This window comes from Lancefieldella sp. (genome assembly GCF_057237245.1).
The window spans coordinates 178,612-194,698 of the sequence record NZ_DBHHJM010000001.1 but is presented as its reverse complement, the minus strand read 5'-3'; the positions used below and the strand labels follow the sequence as shown (position 1 = coordinate 194,698).

The 16,087-nt window shown below is 46.1% G+C and carries 9 protein-coding genes; 4 read left to right on the top strand and 5 right to left on the bottom strand.

From position 1 onward, the window contains the following. Window positions 1-2: 2 nt before the first annotated feature. Entirely contained in the window at window positions 3-3,440 is a 3,438-nt protein-coding gene (locus ACO5GU_RS00920) for a 4-alpha-glucanotransferase (protein WP_484929651.1), read from the top strand. Between the two features lie 545 nt (window positions 3,441-3,985). On the opposite strand, the gene ACO5GU_RS00915 is transcribed toward ACO5GU_RS00920, so the two are convergent. From ACO5GU_RS00915 to ACO5GU_RS00905, 3 genes are read right to left on the bottom strand one after another with little or no spacing between them, the layout of a single operon-like run. Then, a complete protein-coding gene (locus ACO5GU_RS00915; protein ID WP_484929649.1) occupies window positions 3,986-5,356 on the bottom strand; it encodes a sensor histidine kinase in 1,371 nt (456 codons plus the stop codon). Next, complete coding sequence (locus ACO5GU_RS00910; protein WP_484929647.1) at window positions 5,337-6,041, bottom strand: response regulator transcription factor; 705 nt, start codon at window positions 6,039-6,041, stop codon at window positions 5,337-5,339. The genes ACO5GU_RS00915 and ACO5GU_RS00910 overlap by 20 nt, the downstream gene beginning before the upstream one ends. Before the next feature lie 53 nt (window positions 6,042-6,094). Beyond that, window positions 6,095-6,637, bottom strand: coding sequence for a DUF4342 domain-containing protein (locus ACO5GU_RS00905; protein ID WP_035432422.1), 543 nt, complete (start codon window positions 6,635-6,637; stop codon window positions 6,095-6,097). Between the two features lie 322 nt (window positions 6,638-6,959). Between ACO5GU_RS00905 and ACO5GU_RS00900 the strand changes: the two genes are divergently transcribed. After that, window positions 6,960-8,759, top strand: a complete 1,800-nt coding sequence (locus ACO5GU_RS00900) for an ABC transporter ATP-binding protein (RefSeq protein ID WP_484929645.1) — start codon at window positions 6,960-6,962, stop codon at window positions 8,757-8,759. Window positions 8,760-8,772: 13 nt separating this feature from the next. Further along, window positions 8,773-10,506 (top strand): ABC transporter ATP-binding protein, encoded by a 1,734-nt coding sequence (locus ACO5GU_RS00895; RefSeq protein WP_484929643.1) that lies wholly within the window; start codon window positions 8,773-8,775, stop codon window positions 10,504-10,506. A gap of 90 nt (window positions 10,507-10,596) precedes the next feature. Here the strand turns inward: ACO5GU_RS00895 and pyk are convergent, their stop codons facing one another. Continuing rightward, complete coding sequence (gene pyk, locus ACO5GU_RS00890; RefSeq protein ID WP_035427896.1) at window positions 10,597-12,039, bottom strand: pyruvate kinase; 1,443 nt, start codon at window positions 12,037-12,039, stop codon at window positions 10,597-10,599. A 79-nt stretch (window positions 12,040-12,118) separates the two neighbouring features. Continuing rightward, window positions 12,119-13,123 (bottom strand): 2-hydroxyacid dehydrogenase, encoded by a 1,005-nt coding sequence (locus ACO5GU_RS00885; RefSeq protein WP_484929641.1) that lies wholly within the window; start codon window positions 13,121-13,123, stop codon window positions 12,119-12,121. Between the two features lie 276 nt (window positions 13,124-13,399). Between ACO5GU_RS00885 and ACO5GU_RS00880 the strand changes: the two genes are divergently transcribed. Continuing rightward, window positions 13,400-16,084 carry a cation-translocating P-type ATPase gene (locus ACO5GU_RS00880; protein WP_484929639.1) on the top strand — a complete coding sequence of 895 codons (2,685 nt, stop codon included), beginning with the start codon at window positions 13,400-13,402 and terminating at the stop codon, window positions 16,082-16,084. Window positions 16,085-16,087 lie beyond the last annotated feature (3 nt).

Sequence of the window (16,087 nt, the reverse complement as noted above, 5' to 3'; positions counted from 1 at the left end):
GAATGCAGGCTTTTCACAACACCTCAAACATTGTTTGTAGAGATCCAAAAGGCGCGGTAGAACTAGGTACTTCAGCAACAATCAGAATATTTGCTTGGGACGATGATGTTCAATCAGTAACGCTTCGTCTCTGGCAAGAGTATGGCCCTGAATCGTCTTCAGAGGCCCAAGTTCTGTCTGGCGAGAAACGCGTGGTGATGCAAAAGAGTGATTTTGCTGGCGCGCTTCCGACTGGCGTACCTGACTATGCGCAGTGCTTTGAGGCAATTGTTAAACCAGCTGCTACGGGCCTTATTTGGTATCGTTTTGAGCTTCAGGCTTCTGACGGAGCAGTTTGGTCATATGGTGTTCAAGAAAATAGATGCACCGGTGTTGGTAGCTTTGCCTATGGCGAGCCACCATCATTTCAGATTACTTGCTATAAGTCTCGTGGCAGCTTTGCAGGTGTAGAAGACCCTAGCTGGTACAAGGGTGGAGTTGTCTACCAGATTTTCCCTGACAGGTTTGCACGAGATGCAAACTGGCACGAACGTACCAAGCAGGCGCTTGCTGTTCCAAGAAATGGGGTTTCTCGCCAGCTGGTTGAAGACTGGGAGAAGACCCCTGAGTATCAGCACGACGCCAACGGCCGCGTGACTGAGTGGGATTTCTACGGCGGTTCTTTGGCTGGTATTGAAGAGAAGCTTTCCTACTTGGAAAACCTTGGAATAACTGCGCTTTATTTGAATCCAATCAATGCTGCTGCCAGTAATCATCGCTACGATATTGCGGATTATTTGGAAGTCGATCCCGTGTTAGGCACTGTAGAGGATTTTGAACTCCTCTGTGTTAAAGCTGCCGAGCATGGTATTTCCATTATTTTGGATGGCGTTTTTAATCATTGCGGCGCTGATTCAAAATACTTTAATAAGTTTTTTAACTACTCTGAACCAGGAGCAGTTCAGCAGGTTGGCTCGGACTATGACGAGTGGTTTACGTTCCATGAGGATGGGACATATGAGAGCTGGTGGGGTGTAGACGCACTTCCAACTATTGTCTCCGATAACCCCGATTATCAGGAGTTTATTTGTGGCAAGGATGGCGTTATTAGAACGTGGTTGCGCCGTGGTGCTCGCGGTTGGCGCTTAGACGTTGCAGATGAAATCTCCGATTCGTTTATACAGAAGATTCGTGCGGCTGCACTTGCAGAGCGCAGTGATGCAGTCATTATCGGAGAGGTCTGGGAGGACGCAAGCAATAAGCGTGCGTACGGAAAACTCAGGCATTATCTGGAAGGTTCTGAGCTCGATGGACCTATGAATTATCCTCTGCGCAAGTCTATTCTTTCATTTTTGATGAATGAGTCTGGTGCTGAGGCAACTGTTTCAGCTCTTGAAGAGCTTTGGGAAAACTATCCTCACGAGGCGTTTTATTCTTGCCTCAACGTATTTGGAACACATGATAAAGAGCGTTTGATTAACGTAGTTGCTGGAGCTCCTGCTCCTGATGCTCTTTCTGCTCAAGAGCAGGTAACATACAGACTTTCTGCTGATCAGCGAGGTCTTTCTAAGGCTCGTATGTGGCAGACGGCTGTGCTGCAGATGACACTTCCTGGTGTTCCATCAATCTACTACGGCGATGAGATGGGCGTTGAGGGATTTGTTGACCCAACAAATCGCGCAACTATGCCATGGCCAGGAAGCAGTCCTCGCGCAGACCTGGATTACTTGCATATGTATCGCAATGCTATTGCGCTCAGAAAAACGCTTCCTCTGCTGGTAGACGGCTCGTTTGAACCGTTTGTTCCAGAGTGTGGTTCAGATGATGTTTTAGCTTTCTGGCGTAGGCTTGTTCAAAAAGATGGCCAGCAAGTGCAGCAGAGCAAAGACGCTTCTGGCATTTGTGTGTTGGTGAATAAGAGCCGCTCAGATGCTAAGACCGTATATGTTTCTGTTCCTCAAAACATGCAGGTTATTGACGTTATTAGTGGACAAGCAGTACCTGTCAAAGATGGCAAGGCAGAGGTCTTTTTGTGGCAGCTTGGGTGTACTGTCTTAAACGTGCAGACAGCTCATAGACTACAAAAGCCTCTTGAGCCTGGTATGGGAGTGCTTGCTCACATTACTTCTCTGCCTTCTAATGAGGACTCCGCAATTACGCCAGGCCAGAAGCTTGGTGTTATTGGTCGCGAGACTTCCGAGTTCATTGATTTTCTCGCTAAATCTGGCCAGAAGTATTGGCAGATTTTGCCTGTCAGCCCAACCGACGAATACGGCTCTCCTTACGCGGGAATTTCTGCTTTTGCAGGAAATATCAATCTACTTGATCCAGCGGCAATGGAGAAAGTCATTTCTGAATGCGATGGGCCTCAGAGTAAGCGGGCTGTTGAGTACCAGGCATTTCTGGCGAGAAACTCGTATTGGCTTGATTCGTATGCGGCGTTCCGTGCGATCAAAGACCTTCTTGGTGAGGGAGTATGGCAGGAGTGGCCAAAGCAGTATCGCAGCTGGTCACCAGAGCTACTTGAGCGTCCCGAGCTTGCTCAGGCAATCGAACTTCATCAAAAGAGTCAATTTGCTTTTGATGTTATTTGGAGTCAGACGTTAGCGGAGGCTCGCGCTCAAAGGATTCAGATTATTGGCGACATGCCTATGTTTGTTTCAGAGGATTCCGCTGATGTTTGGGCACATCCAGAGCTTTTTGCCCTTGATGCTACTGGACATACAGAGCTTCAGGCCGGCGCTCCTGCTGACGCGTTTTCTCAAGATGGCCAGTTGTGGGGTAATCCAACGTATAATTGGCAGGCTCATAAAGACGAGGGATACCGTTGGTGGATTGAACGTTTCCGCAGGTCTTTCTATCTGTATGACTATACCAGGTTGGACCATTTTATTGGCTTTACGTCTTACTATGCTATTGAGCAAGGAAAGACTTCTGCCGAGGGCTCATTCAAGTTTGGTCCCGGCCTGGAGCTGTTTGATGTTGCTTATAAGCAGCTTGGACCACTACCTTTTATTGCAGAAGATTTAGGAGCAGTTACTCCTGCAGTCCGAGCATTGCTTTCTCAGACAGGTTTCCCTGGTATGAGTGTTATCCAGTTTGCTGATGGAGACTGTAGATATTCCTTTACTCCAGCTCAGGAGTCTATTGTGTACAGCGGTACCCATGATACGCAAACGCTTATGGGTTTTGTAGAAGCTCGTTTTACAGGTGGCCAGGCAACTGATGAATCACATCAGATTTTCGACCACCTTATGGAGCAAGTAGTTAGCACTTCTAATGCAGTGGTTATTTTGTCGCTACAGGATGTCTTAGGTCTTTCTGACGATGCTCGTATGAACATTCCTGGTAAAGCTGAAGGCAATTGGTCTTGGCAGGTTAAAAAGGACATGCTCACGATAGAGATTGTTCAGAAACTACAGAAGTTTGTTGAGCTGCACCAGAGTAAGCTCGACGCTTAGCGCACGTTTTTTTGTTAGAACAAAAGGTCCTTCTCGATGAACTGCCTCCCATTTCTTGGACACGAGAAATAGGAGGCAGTTCAAAACACACCTAAGTCAGATAATCTGTTAAAAAGACGTATACATGACGCTGAAAATACCTCAATCATGCAGATTATCATCATTAGATGTGTAATATGCCCGCAATTGAGCAGAATATCTGACTTAGGTGTGTTCCGTAGATACTAAATTTATCGATAGTTAAATTTCTTATATTTATCTATTCATTTTCTAGCATATTAGATGAAGTTTATGCATAGAGATGCATATCAGGTAGTGCGACCGCCTAGCTGTCCGCTATCTTGATTAAGAACATGTCGATTCTTCGGCAGAACCTACCAAAGCTGCGCTATTTTGTGCGCCAGGCCTAAAAGCCGACGCTAACACGCTGCAGAATCATAATTACCCGTATATGAACTACCTCCCATTTCTTATGTCCAAGAAATGGGAGGTAGTTCACGACTGGCGAGAAGGACCTTTTACTTGTAGACGCTCTTTTGAGTTCACTATGACATCTCTCGAGGTAAAACGATGGTAAAGCGTGTGCCTACACCTTCGCGTGAAAGTACCTCAATAGAGCCGTCATGGTTATCGACAATCCATTTAGCAATGGATAAGCCAAGTCCAGAACCCTCGTTACTTTCAATACGAGCGTTGTCGGCTCTCCAGAATCTCTCAAAAATATGAGCGGCTGCTGTCTCGGACATGCCCATACCTTCATCTTCGATTGAAACTTGAACAGTTTTCTCGTCATACGCGACATTAAAAGAAATGGTGGTCTGAGCAGCAGAATATCGAGCAGCATTTTGCACGATGATACGGATAGACTGCTTAATCATGGCGGTATCAGCAAGCACCTGATAGCAATCGTCTGTTTGTGTACTCTGATCAAATTTCAGCACATACTGATGATCTGGATCAATCATCTCCGACTCTTCACAGACCTCAGAAGTTATCCGTGCAAGATTGAGCTTAGTCTTTGTGAGGGTATTTCTTCCAGCGTCTCCGCGTGCTAAGAAGAGGAGCTGCTCAACAAGGTCATGCATGTGTTCGCTCTCGGATTTGAGTGCAGCGATAGACTCATCTAGTACAGCCTCGTCCGTCTTACCCCAGCGATCCAGCATGTCAGTATAACCTCGGATAACAGCTATAGGCGTTCGAAGCTCGTGGCTGGCATCGTTGACAAAGCGCATCTGTTGCAATTTTGCTTCTTGCATACGTTGAAGCAATTTATTCAAGGCAATCTCAATACTTGCCAGGTCTTGGTCACCCGTTTGAATCTTTGGAGCGTTGATATTGGCTTCTTCAATTGCCTGTTCAAGACTCCTAATTTTCTCGCTTTTGACCAGGACGTCATTTGTTGAAGCTTCGGTAGAGAGAACATCACTATTTACTAGTTGGTCGGCTTTAAGTGCAAGTGTATTGAGGGGCTGAAGAGCTCTTCTGACACGACGCATATCACCGAAGAATGACAACAAATCAATGATTTCCCAGACAAGAATTGCAATATACATGGGCCAGAAGCGTGCTAACTCTTCGCCTAAATCAAATATTTTTGCGCCAAAAGTAGGGCCATGAACAATGTATTTTATGCTTGAGAGTCCGTGTAAGAAACTGAATCCAGTAAGAGAAATAGAGTGAGACTCAGTAGGGAAAAAACCTAGGTAAAAAGTACCTTGCGGAACATGCTGGTTATACATATAAATAAAAATCAGAGCAATAGTTACCAGTAAAAAGAGATTAAAGCCGACGCAATTCATCAGCTTACGCCACCAAAATCCCCAGGTAATTACTCCAGCTGTCGACGAATCAGAGGGAGTAAAGAAAGGCTTTTTATGCTCTTGTATGGTGGACTGGTTATGCTTCTCTGATGACATATCCGACTCCACGAACAGTAGTAATTAGCTTGATGTTGTAACGATCATCAATTTTTGCACGTAGATGAGCAATATGAACATCTACGTTGTTTGTTTCTCCAGCAAACTCATATCCTAGGGCTTCAGATGCAATACGCTCACGGCTCATAACAACACCAGCGTGTTCCATAAGCATACGGAGGACTTCAAATTCCTTAGTAGTAAGTTCGATTGAATCGTTCTTGACACAGACTTCTCTACGATCAACATCAAGCGAGACACCTTTAAGCGTAAAAGTGTTAGCAGCCACTGCTTGTGGAATTACTTGAGAGTTTGTGTTATCTGCCTCATGATGCTTAAGGGCCACGCGAATGCGGGCGAGAAGTTCCTCTATCGCAAAAGGTTTGGTGAGGTAGTCATCTGCACCCGCATCGAGACCAGCTACTTTATCCATAACCGAATCACGAGCAGTGAGCATGATAGTTGGCGTGTTTTTCTCGCGACGAATCCTTCTAAGAACTTCTAGACCATTAAGCTGGGGGAGAAGTACATCAAGCAAGATAAGGTCGTAGTCATTTGACAGTGCTTTTTCAGCTCCGGTTCTTCCGTCAAGAGCTTTGTCTACTTCATAGCCCTCATGTTTAAGCTCGAGTTCTATAAAGCGTGCAATTTTTTCTTCATCTTCAACGATAAGAACCTTAATCATTTTCTCGCCTAAATATCGAAGTTTTCTATTTTAGGTTTGGAACCAATTGCATTTTATTTTTTGTCGATAACATCTTTTTTGATGGAACCCGCTGCATCTGCAGCCTTATCCATTGCCTCATTTACATCAACAACAATAGGATAAGCTCCCTGGATGTGATAGCGCATTTCAAAGAACAGACCAATGATGAGCAGCCAGAATGTAGCACCCCAGAGGAATAGACCAACAATTGGAATAATTACTGGCATGGCCATGAACTGCTCACCACGACGAGTAACAATGAATTTCGTTTCCACACTTTTATGGAACAGCTCTTTGCACTTCTCCCAGAGAGAAGACATATTCTCTGAGAAATCAGACTTTTTGCTTGATTCTTGGTAGGCAATTTGAGCTGCTTCCATTTCTGGAGAAACGTCTGACTGTGCAGCTGACTCAGTAGTATAGTTTGCAGTCTGCTTAGTGGACTTGCCCTGCTTCTCGAGCCAAATAATTGCATCAAGAACATTATCATCACAAGCGTCAAGTGCTGCCTTTGCGTCCTCGTAGCTTACGCCGCACTTCTCGCGAATTACCTCAACCTTTTCTAGCTTTTCCATGATCAGTTTCCTTTCGAGATGTTAAAGACGCCTCTCGTCTTCGTGATACATGGTCTCTTATAAAGATTAACCAATTATTGAGGTTAGATTAAGCTTTCATAAGTATTTTAATGGGATTGTTTACACGTCTCAATTACAGGCAGCGCGCTTACCACTTACCGAATACTTATAAAACTAGCTTGTTTTATCTATTCAGCAGCTTGAAACTAGTAAATAGTTATATTGAGCTAACTTATGGCAGTTGAAACCTTGCTTTCTCTGTCAAAGCCAGCCTGAATAACAGACACTACATTGTGAGTTTGTGGCAGGAGGCGGTGTGGGTATGGCAAATCGTCAGAACCAAAGTGTTCAAGCTACTGAGTCCAACCAAAATACAAAACAAGATCCTCAGCAATCTGAAGTAAATCCTGTTGCAGTGTTGCTCGAGTGGTCAGACAGAGCAAGTATGTACGCGCTCTCTGTCATCCTTGCCATTATTGGCGTTTTGGGAGGAATGGTTCCCTACGTTGCCGCAGGTAACATGGTGGTTGGTATCTTTAATGGAATTCAAGAATGGCCGTTTTACCTGCATTGGGGACTTATAGCAGGTCTCAGCTATTTAGTAAAAATAGTTTTTCACCATCTTTCAACTATCGTTTCTCATAAGGCAACATTTGCGACAATCGCAAATATGCGTACCCGAGTGGCAAAGAAGCTGACCACTATCCCCATGGGATATGTGCTTGATACGCCATCCGGCTCTCTCAAACGCCTCTTGGTCGAGAAGATCGATAGTATTGAAACCACACTTGCCCATGCAGTTCCTGAACTTACTTCAAACCTTACGGCTGCTTTTGCGGTTTTTGTTTACCTCATTGTTTTGGATTGGCGTCTTGCTCTTGCTGCATTGCTGACCATAATTGTGGGACTTGCTTGTTTATCAGGCATGATGAAGGACTATGAGTATTGGTATCAGAATACTATCGTAACTGGTAAAGAGATGAATAATGCCTCAGTTGAGTACGTGTCTGGAATTGAGGTAATTAAGGCTTTTGGACAGTCTGCTAGCTCTTACGAGAAGTTCTCAAAGGCTGTTTACGCTTCTGCCCATGCTTTTATTGATTGGATGAGCCACTGCCAAATCTGGCAGGATGCCATGCTATCAATTGCTCCTGCAACGTTAGTAACGGTATTGCCTCTGGGATGCTTGTTTGTACTTCAGGGGAGTCTTTCTCCTTCTACGTTTGTCATGTGCGCAGTGCTTTCTCTAGGTATTTTTCAGCCGCTCTTTGAAGCAATGAGCTTTATGGATTCTCTTGCACAGGTGGGTTCTGTTGTTAAAGAAATTTCTGAGGTCTTAAATTACCCTGATCAGGTGAGAGCTGATGTTCCTTGCACGCTTGAAGGTACTGAAATTAAGCTGAGCGATGTCCGTTTCTCCTACGGAAGCAATGAAGTGATTCACGGGATTACCTTAGACATTGCGCCTGGACAGGTTACAGCACTTGTTGGCCCAAGTGGATCAGGTAAATCTACTGTTGCTCGGCTTATCGCAGGTTTCTGGGATCCAAATGAAGGATCTGTGTCTATTGGAGGACAAGATATTCGCTCCTGCACTCCATCTCAACTTGCAAACCTCGTAGCTTATGTTGACCAAGATAGTTACCTTTTTGATGAAACCATTATGGAAAACATCAGGATGGGCAAAAAAGATGCCACCGATGATGAGGTAATTGCTTGTGCAAAAGCTTCTGGATGCCACAACTTCATCCAATCACTTCCTCACGGCTATCAAACGGTTGTAGGAGGTTCAGGTGGGCATCTTTCTGGCGGAGAGCGCCAGCGTGTAGCAATTGCTCGAGCAATGCTCAAAAATGCACCTATTATCATGCTCGATGAAGCAACAGCCTACGCAGATCCAGAATCAGAAGCAGAGGTTGAATCTGCAGTTGCAAAGCTGGTGGCTGGTAAAACGTTGGTGGTTATCGCGCACCGCCTTTCTACTGTACAAAATGCCGACAAAATTGTTGTCGTTAATGATGGATCCATTGAAGCTGAGGGTACTCACGAGCAGCTTATGGAGACATGTCCGCTTTACGCAACCATGTATCGCGCTCATATCGGCGCACTTGATGAGGCTTAAGGAGGGGGTAGCAATGTTATCTGTCTTAAAAATGTACTTTCAGTTTGGAAGTTCTTATCGCCAGAAACTCTATAAGGGCCTTTTCTTTACCATTCTTGGCTGCCTCTTTGAAGGCGTACAAATAACGGCGCTTTGGATTGTTTTTACTGCTCTTACTACGGATACACTCTCAACTCAGACGATATTTTCTGCGCTGGGAGTTATGCTTCTGAGCATTATAGGAGCGTTCATTTGCGCTCATTTTAAGAGTGAGAATTTCTGTGATGCTAATTTTAGTATGGCTGGTACCAAGCGCGCGGAAATTGGAGATACACTGCGCCGCTTACCAATGGGCTATTTTAACGAGAATAGCCTGGGTGAAGTAACAGCTGTTATGACCAATCAGCTGGATGTAATGCAAAATCTTGGCGGCCTGCTTTATATGATGGTCGTAGGAGGATTAGCTTTAACTGCAATTATTGTTGCGTTCTTGTTTGTGTTTTGTTGGCAACTAGGCCTTATAACTGCAGCTACATTTGTTCTTTTCTGCATTACTATGGAGCTGCTCCAGGCCTACGTGCGCAATGTATCAGATAAGTATGTAGCTGCTAATACCACCTTAATCAGCTCTGTTCTTGAATATGTCCGCGGCATTAGTGTAGTAAGGGCGTTTTCTCTTATTGATGATGCTGAAGGAAAATATGCCAAGGCAGTTGACGATTGTCGCGTTCAAGCGCTTAACCTTGAGCTTAAGGCGCTTCATTTCTCAGTTTTGCAAATGGTCATCTCCAAGGCTACCAGCATTATCATGTGCCTGGTATCAGTTGGTCTATGGCTCTCTGGAACACTTGATACAGCTGCTTGTTTAACCGTAGTAGTTATGTCATTTATGTTGTTTAGTCGTCTAGAATCTGCTGGTCGTTTCTCAACTATTCTGCGTAATCTTGAAATTGCAATGGAACAAACAAACGCTATTCTCGCCACTCCCGCAATGGACGAGGGAGAAGGCCTTGAGAAAGCGACATCTTGCGACATTGAACTTTCTCATGTTTCCTTTGGCTACGATGACAGGCAAATCCTTGAGGAAGTAAGCCTTTCTATTCCTGCAGGCACCTCTTGTGCCATCGTGGGGCCAAGTGGATCTGGCAAAACAACGCTTGTCCGCCTTATTGAGCGTTTTTGGGATGTAAATGCAGGTCAAGTGACACTTGGTGGACGCGATGTGCGCGACTATAAAGTTGACGCCCTGCTCCAAAATTTCTCCACCGTATTTCAGGGAGTATTCCTTTTTGATGACACCATTGAAAACAACATCAAATTTGGCAATCCAAGTGCAACTCATGAGCAAGTAGTTGACGCAGCTAAGCGCGCCTGCTGTGAAGAGTTTATCCAGGCGTTGCCTGACGGATATGAAACACGCTTAGGAGAAGGCGGCTCAATGCTTTCTGGTGGCGAGCGCCAACGTCTTTCTATTGCGCGCGCTATCTTAAAAGATGCGCCAATCGTGGTGCTTGATGAGGCTACAGCTAATGTTGATCCAGAAAACGAGCTTGAACTCCAGCGCGCAATCGCCGAGCTCACAAAGTCTAAGACTGTCATCATGATTGCCCATCGCTTAAAAACAGTGCGCAATGCTAATCAGATACTTGTCCTGGATAAGGGTCGTATTGTTCAGCGGGGAACCCATGAATCTCTCATGAAAGAGGGCGGCATCTACGCTGATTTTGTTAACATGCGCGAGAAAACCGTTGGCTGGAAAATTGCTTAACAACTGGTAAGACGCTGAGAATATCGCACGTAAAAAATATGCACCCAAGCATGTGCTTGGGTGCATATAACGTTAAAGCTGAAATGCGGTTTACTGAACCTGGCAAATCATAGCAACATTAGTTGAAGTGGTGTAGTCGCCAAGACGTGGGCTGGTATGAGGATCACCAGCAGTCAGAACAACAATATCGCCAGTCTCTACAACGCCAACTTCTTTTGCAACGTTCAGAGCGTTGTACATGGTGTTAGAAAGCGTGCCCTGCTCAGAGGTCTTGAATGCATAGACACCCCAATAGAAGCAGGTACGACGAACTGCCTCATCAGATGGAGACATTGCATACAGAGGACGCTTTGGACGGAAGTTAGAAACAAGGCGAGCAGTGCGGCCAGAGTGTGTTGGGCAGATGATGCACTTAGCGTCAACACGGATTGCCATATCAACTGCAGCAAAGCCTGTAGCGCCGTTGACGTTCTTAAGACCCTCACGCTGGTGATAGACATCCTTGACTGGCAGGTACTTCTCGGTTTCCTTGCAGATGGAAGCCATAGTCTTTACTGCCTCAACAGGGTACTTACCAGCTGCGGACTCACCAGAAAGCATGACGCAGTCAGTGCCGTCGTAGATTGCGTTAGCAACGTCCGTAACCTCTGCACGGGTTGGGCGAGGGTTGCGAATCATGGAGTCAAGCATCTGAGTTGCGGTGATGACAGGCTTGTAAGCGTCGTTGCACTTCTTGATAACAGTCTTCTGGATGTGAGGAACCTCAGCTGCAGGAACCTCAACGCCAAGGTCACCACGGGCAACCATGATGCCGTTAGAAGCTGCAAGAATCTCGTCAAAGTTCTTGACGCCAAGAGCAGACTCAATCTTAGGGAAGATCTGTACGTTAGGAGTACCCATCTCACGGCAGATGTTACGAATCTCCTCAACTGCAGCGCCATCACGGATGAAGGAAGCAGCAATTGCGTCAATACCAAGCTCGCAACCAAACATGATGTCTGCGCGGTCCTGCTCAGTGACGGAAGGAAGGCCAATGTTGACGTTAGGAACGTTTACGCCCTTCTTCTCGCCAAGCTCACCGCCGTTGATAATCTTGCAGTGCATGTCAGTGCCCTCAACATGATCAACCTCAAGACCAATGAGACCGTCATCAATAAGGATGATGGAGCCCTTCTTGACCTCTTTTGGAAGGTTCTTGTAGTCAAGTGAGAAGCGCTGAGCGTTACCGATGACGTCATCATCAGTGGTGACAATAACGGAATCACCAGTAGTAAGGGTGACCTTCTTGCCATCCTCGAGAAGACCGGTGCGAACCTCAGGACCCTTGGTATCAAGCATGATAGCAATAGGAATACCAAGCTCATCAGAGATAGAACGAACGCGACCAATCATAGTGCGGTGATACTCATGGCTACCGTGCGAGAAGTTAAAACGTGCAACGTTCATACCAGCAAGAATGAGCTCACGAAGGACCTCATCACTTTCTGTAGCAGGACCCATAGTACAAACAATCTTGGTCTTTTTGCGAGCCATATCTCTCCTTTTCATAGGAATTAAAATCATATTCAGATATCAATAGTAACCGTTTTTGAAGCGATTGTTTCTCTGGTGCTTAGCAAACCACACTTTTATCAACATAGTCAGTGCCCTCAGCAAAAGCAGTTGCATTATCAAGCGTAACCTGAGCAATTTGCGAGAGAGCCTCATGAGTAAAGAATGCCTGGTGACTTGTCATAACTACGTTAGGGAAAGAGCAAAGGGTAGAAGTAACTGAGTCAAAGACCTCAGCACCACGGTCCTTATAGACGTTTGGATTTTCCTCTTCATAAACGTCAAGGCCACAAGCACCAATCTTGCCAGAAAGAATGCCGCGAATAAGAGCCTTGGTGTCAATAAGTCCGCCGCGACCAGTATTAACGAGAATAACGCCATCTTTCATCTTTCCGATGGTCTTATCGTTAATCATGTGATAGCTCTCATCATTCAAGAAAGCGTGGAGTGAAATAAAGTCCGAACGCTCCCAGAGCTCATCGTAGCTGACATATTCATCAACAACGTGCTCGTCATTGACAAGGTTCATATTTGGATAGAGGTCTGCGCCAAGGACGTGCATGCCAAAGCCTTTGCAGATACGGCAAAGTGCTGCGCCAATACGACCAGTTCCAACAATGCCGGCAGTTTTACCGTGAAGGGTATCGCCAACAAGGCCAACAAGTGAGAAGTTATTCTCGCGAATTCTGATGTAGCCACGGTGAATACGACGGTTAGCGGCAAGCGCAAGACCCATTGCGTGCTCTGCGATTGCCTCAGGGGAGTAAGCAGGTACGCGTGTAACGGTAATGCCAAGGTCTTTAGCAGCGTTAACGTCAACAGCATCAAAGCCAGCGCAGCGCATAAGCAGAAGCTTAACGTCAAAACCGGCAAGAATCTCAAGGGTCAGAATTGAGGCGTCTGCGTTAACAAAAGCACAGACAGCGTCATAACCCTTGGCAAAGCCTGCGGTCATAGGCGTAAGGTTTGGCTCGATGTAGTCGATTGAGATGTCTGGATACTTTGGAAGCTCAAGGTTGAAAGAATCCTTGTCGTAACTTTGAGCACCATAAAACAGGATTTTCATAGCTACCTCCTTGCCAAAACTAACGTTTGGCTTATGTTGTTATGTTCTGCGCTTATTGTACCCCTTGGATAACAATTATTCGCCGCATAACAGGAGTTTTAAGAAATATTTATGAGGTTTGAAAAAAGGGAGAATACGGTAAAATGATAGGGCATTGTAAGGTCCTATGATAAAACGTTGTAAGGTCCTGACACGGCAACCTTGGTGAGCCCTTGCCCCTCTCCTGGGGAATTATGATCGGGCATCAATCTGTCAGGTAGAAACCCAGGAGGAACTTTGAAAGAGTATCTTTCAAGTGCGGCTGATGTAATCAGTGCGCAAAAAACTGATGCTGAAGTTGGTCTGTCTGATGCAGAAGCAGCTTCGCGTCTTGAGGCTTATGGTCTCAATAAGCTTAAAGAGGCTCCAAAAGAATCAATTATTAAAAGGTTCTTTGCGCAGATGGCAGATCCTATGGTCATCATGCTTCTTGTTGCTGCTGCTATTTCTGCTGCTGAAGGTATTTATACCGGAGAAGGCGGAGTTGCAGACGTCGTAATTATTCTGTTTGTTGTTGTTATTAATTCTGTTCTTGGTGTTGTCCAGGAGGGCAAAGCCGAGGAAGCCCTTGCTGCTCTTCAAGAGATGAGCGCAGCTCAGAGCAAGGTTATCAGAGACGGTCGTCTTGAGACAGTTGCCTCAACCGAGCTTGTTGTAGGCGATATTATTCTGCTTGAGGCAGGTGACTCCATCCCAGCTGACTGTCGCATTCTTGAAAGCGCTTCCATGAAGGTAGAGGAGTCTGCGCTTACAGGTGAATCAGTTCCTGTCGAGAAACACGCGGAGACCCTCAATCTTGCTGAAGGCACAGATGATATTCCTTTGGGTGACCGAAAGAATATGTGCTACTCCGGATCTATTGTGGTCTATGGCCGCGGTCGTGCAGTTGTTGTTGCAACAGGCATGGACACTGAGATGGGCAAGATTGCAGACGCAATTTCCCAGGCAGAAGAGGGACAGACTCCACTTCAGATTGCCCTTGATAAGCTTTCACATACACTTACCATTCTTGTTGTTGTCATCTCACTGCTTGTTTTTGCAACAGGCTTTATTAAGCACGGTGTCGAGATGCTTGGCAACTTTGACCTTGTCCTAAGCACGTTTATGGTTGCAGTTTCTCTTGCAGTAGCTGCAATTCCAGAGGGTCTTGTTGCCGTTGTTACCATCGTTCTTTCTATGGGTGTTACTAGAATGAGCGAACGCCACGCTATTGTTCGTCGACTCACCGCAGTTGAGACCCTTGGTTGTACTCAGGTAATTTGTTCCGATAAGACCGGTACTCTGACTCAGAACAAGATGACTGTTGTCCGTCATGAGACAGAAAACCTTGACGCACATGTACGTACCATGGCACTGTGCTCTGACGCTACTTGGGATGACGCAGAACAGGTAGCAAAGGGTGAGCCTACTGAGGCTGCTCTTGTTGCAGACGCTGCAAAACTTGGATACACCACAAGTGATCTTGCTTCTTCTCGCCCTCGCATCGGCGAGGCGCCCTTTGACTCTGTTCGTAAGATGATGTCTGTTGTGGTGCGCACCCGGTCTGGCAAGGTTGTACAGCACACTAAGGGTGCGCCTGATGAGGTGCTTGCTCGCTGCACCAAGATTATGACAAGTGATGGCATTATTGACCTCACCGACGAGGCTCGTTCTGAGATTTTGGCTCAGAACAAGTCCATGGCTGACCAGGCTCTTCGCGTTATGGCATCTGCTCGTCGCGATTGGGGAACAGAGGCTCCCCAGAGCTATGACCCAGCCAACCTTGAGCATGACATGGTCTTTGTTGGACTCTCTGGCATGATTGACCCAGTTCGTCCTGAGGTTAAGGGTGCTGTTGCAGAGGCTCATGAAGCTGGTATGCGCACCGTTATGATTACGGGCGACCACATTGATACAGCCGTTGCTATTGCGGTTGAGCTGGGCATTATTACCGATCGCTCTCAAGCAATTACCGGTGCACAGCTTGATAAGATTTCTGACGAAGAGTTTGAGCAGCGTATTGAGACAATTGGCGTTTATGCACGTGTTCAGCCTGAGCACAAGGTCCGCATTGTTGATACCTGGCGCAAGAAGGGCATGGTTACGGCCATGACAGGTGACGGCGTTAATGATGCTCCTTCCATTAAACGCGCTGATATTGGTATTGGTATGGGCATTACTGGTACCGATGTTACTAAGGGCGTTGCAGATATGGTTCTGGCTGACGATAACTTTGCCACCATCATTAGCGCGTGTGAAGAGGGAAGACGCATCTACGACAACATTCGTAAGTGTATCCAGTTCCTCTTGAGCTCCAACCTTGCAGAGGTTATTTCCGTCTTTATTGCATCCCTGGTTGGCTTTACTATTCTTCAGCCTACCCACCTTCTGTGGATTAACCTGATTACCGACTCTCTGCCTGCGCTTGCTATGGCTACCGAGAAGGCTGAACCAGGCATTATGAAGCGCAAGCCTCGCAATCCCAAGGATGGAATCTTTGCGGGTGGCGTTGGCTTTGACTGCCTTGTTCAGGGCTCTATCATTGCTCTTCTCACCCTTGCCAGCTATTTTATTGGCCACTACTTTGAGTATGGAACCTTTGATATCTCACAGGTTATTACTAACCCAGAGGCTGGCGTTGAGGGTATGACCATGGCGTTCTTGACGCTTTCTATGGTTGAGATGTTCCACTCCTTTAATATGCGTTCTCTGCGTGGTTCCATCTTCAAGCTAACCAGCCAAAACATTTGGCTGTGGGGTTCCTTTGTTATGTCTTTGATTCTTACCTTTGTGGTAATTGAGACACCACTTTCTCAGGCATTTGGCTTTGCTGAGATTGGTTTTGAAGAGTACGCTATGGCAATGCTTTTAGCTGCATCTATTATTCCTCTGATGGAGCTGTACAAGGCTGTTATGCGTTCTGTGCAGAAGAACAAAGCATAAGGT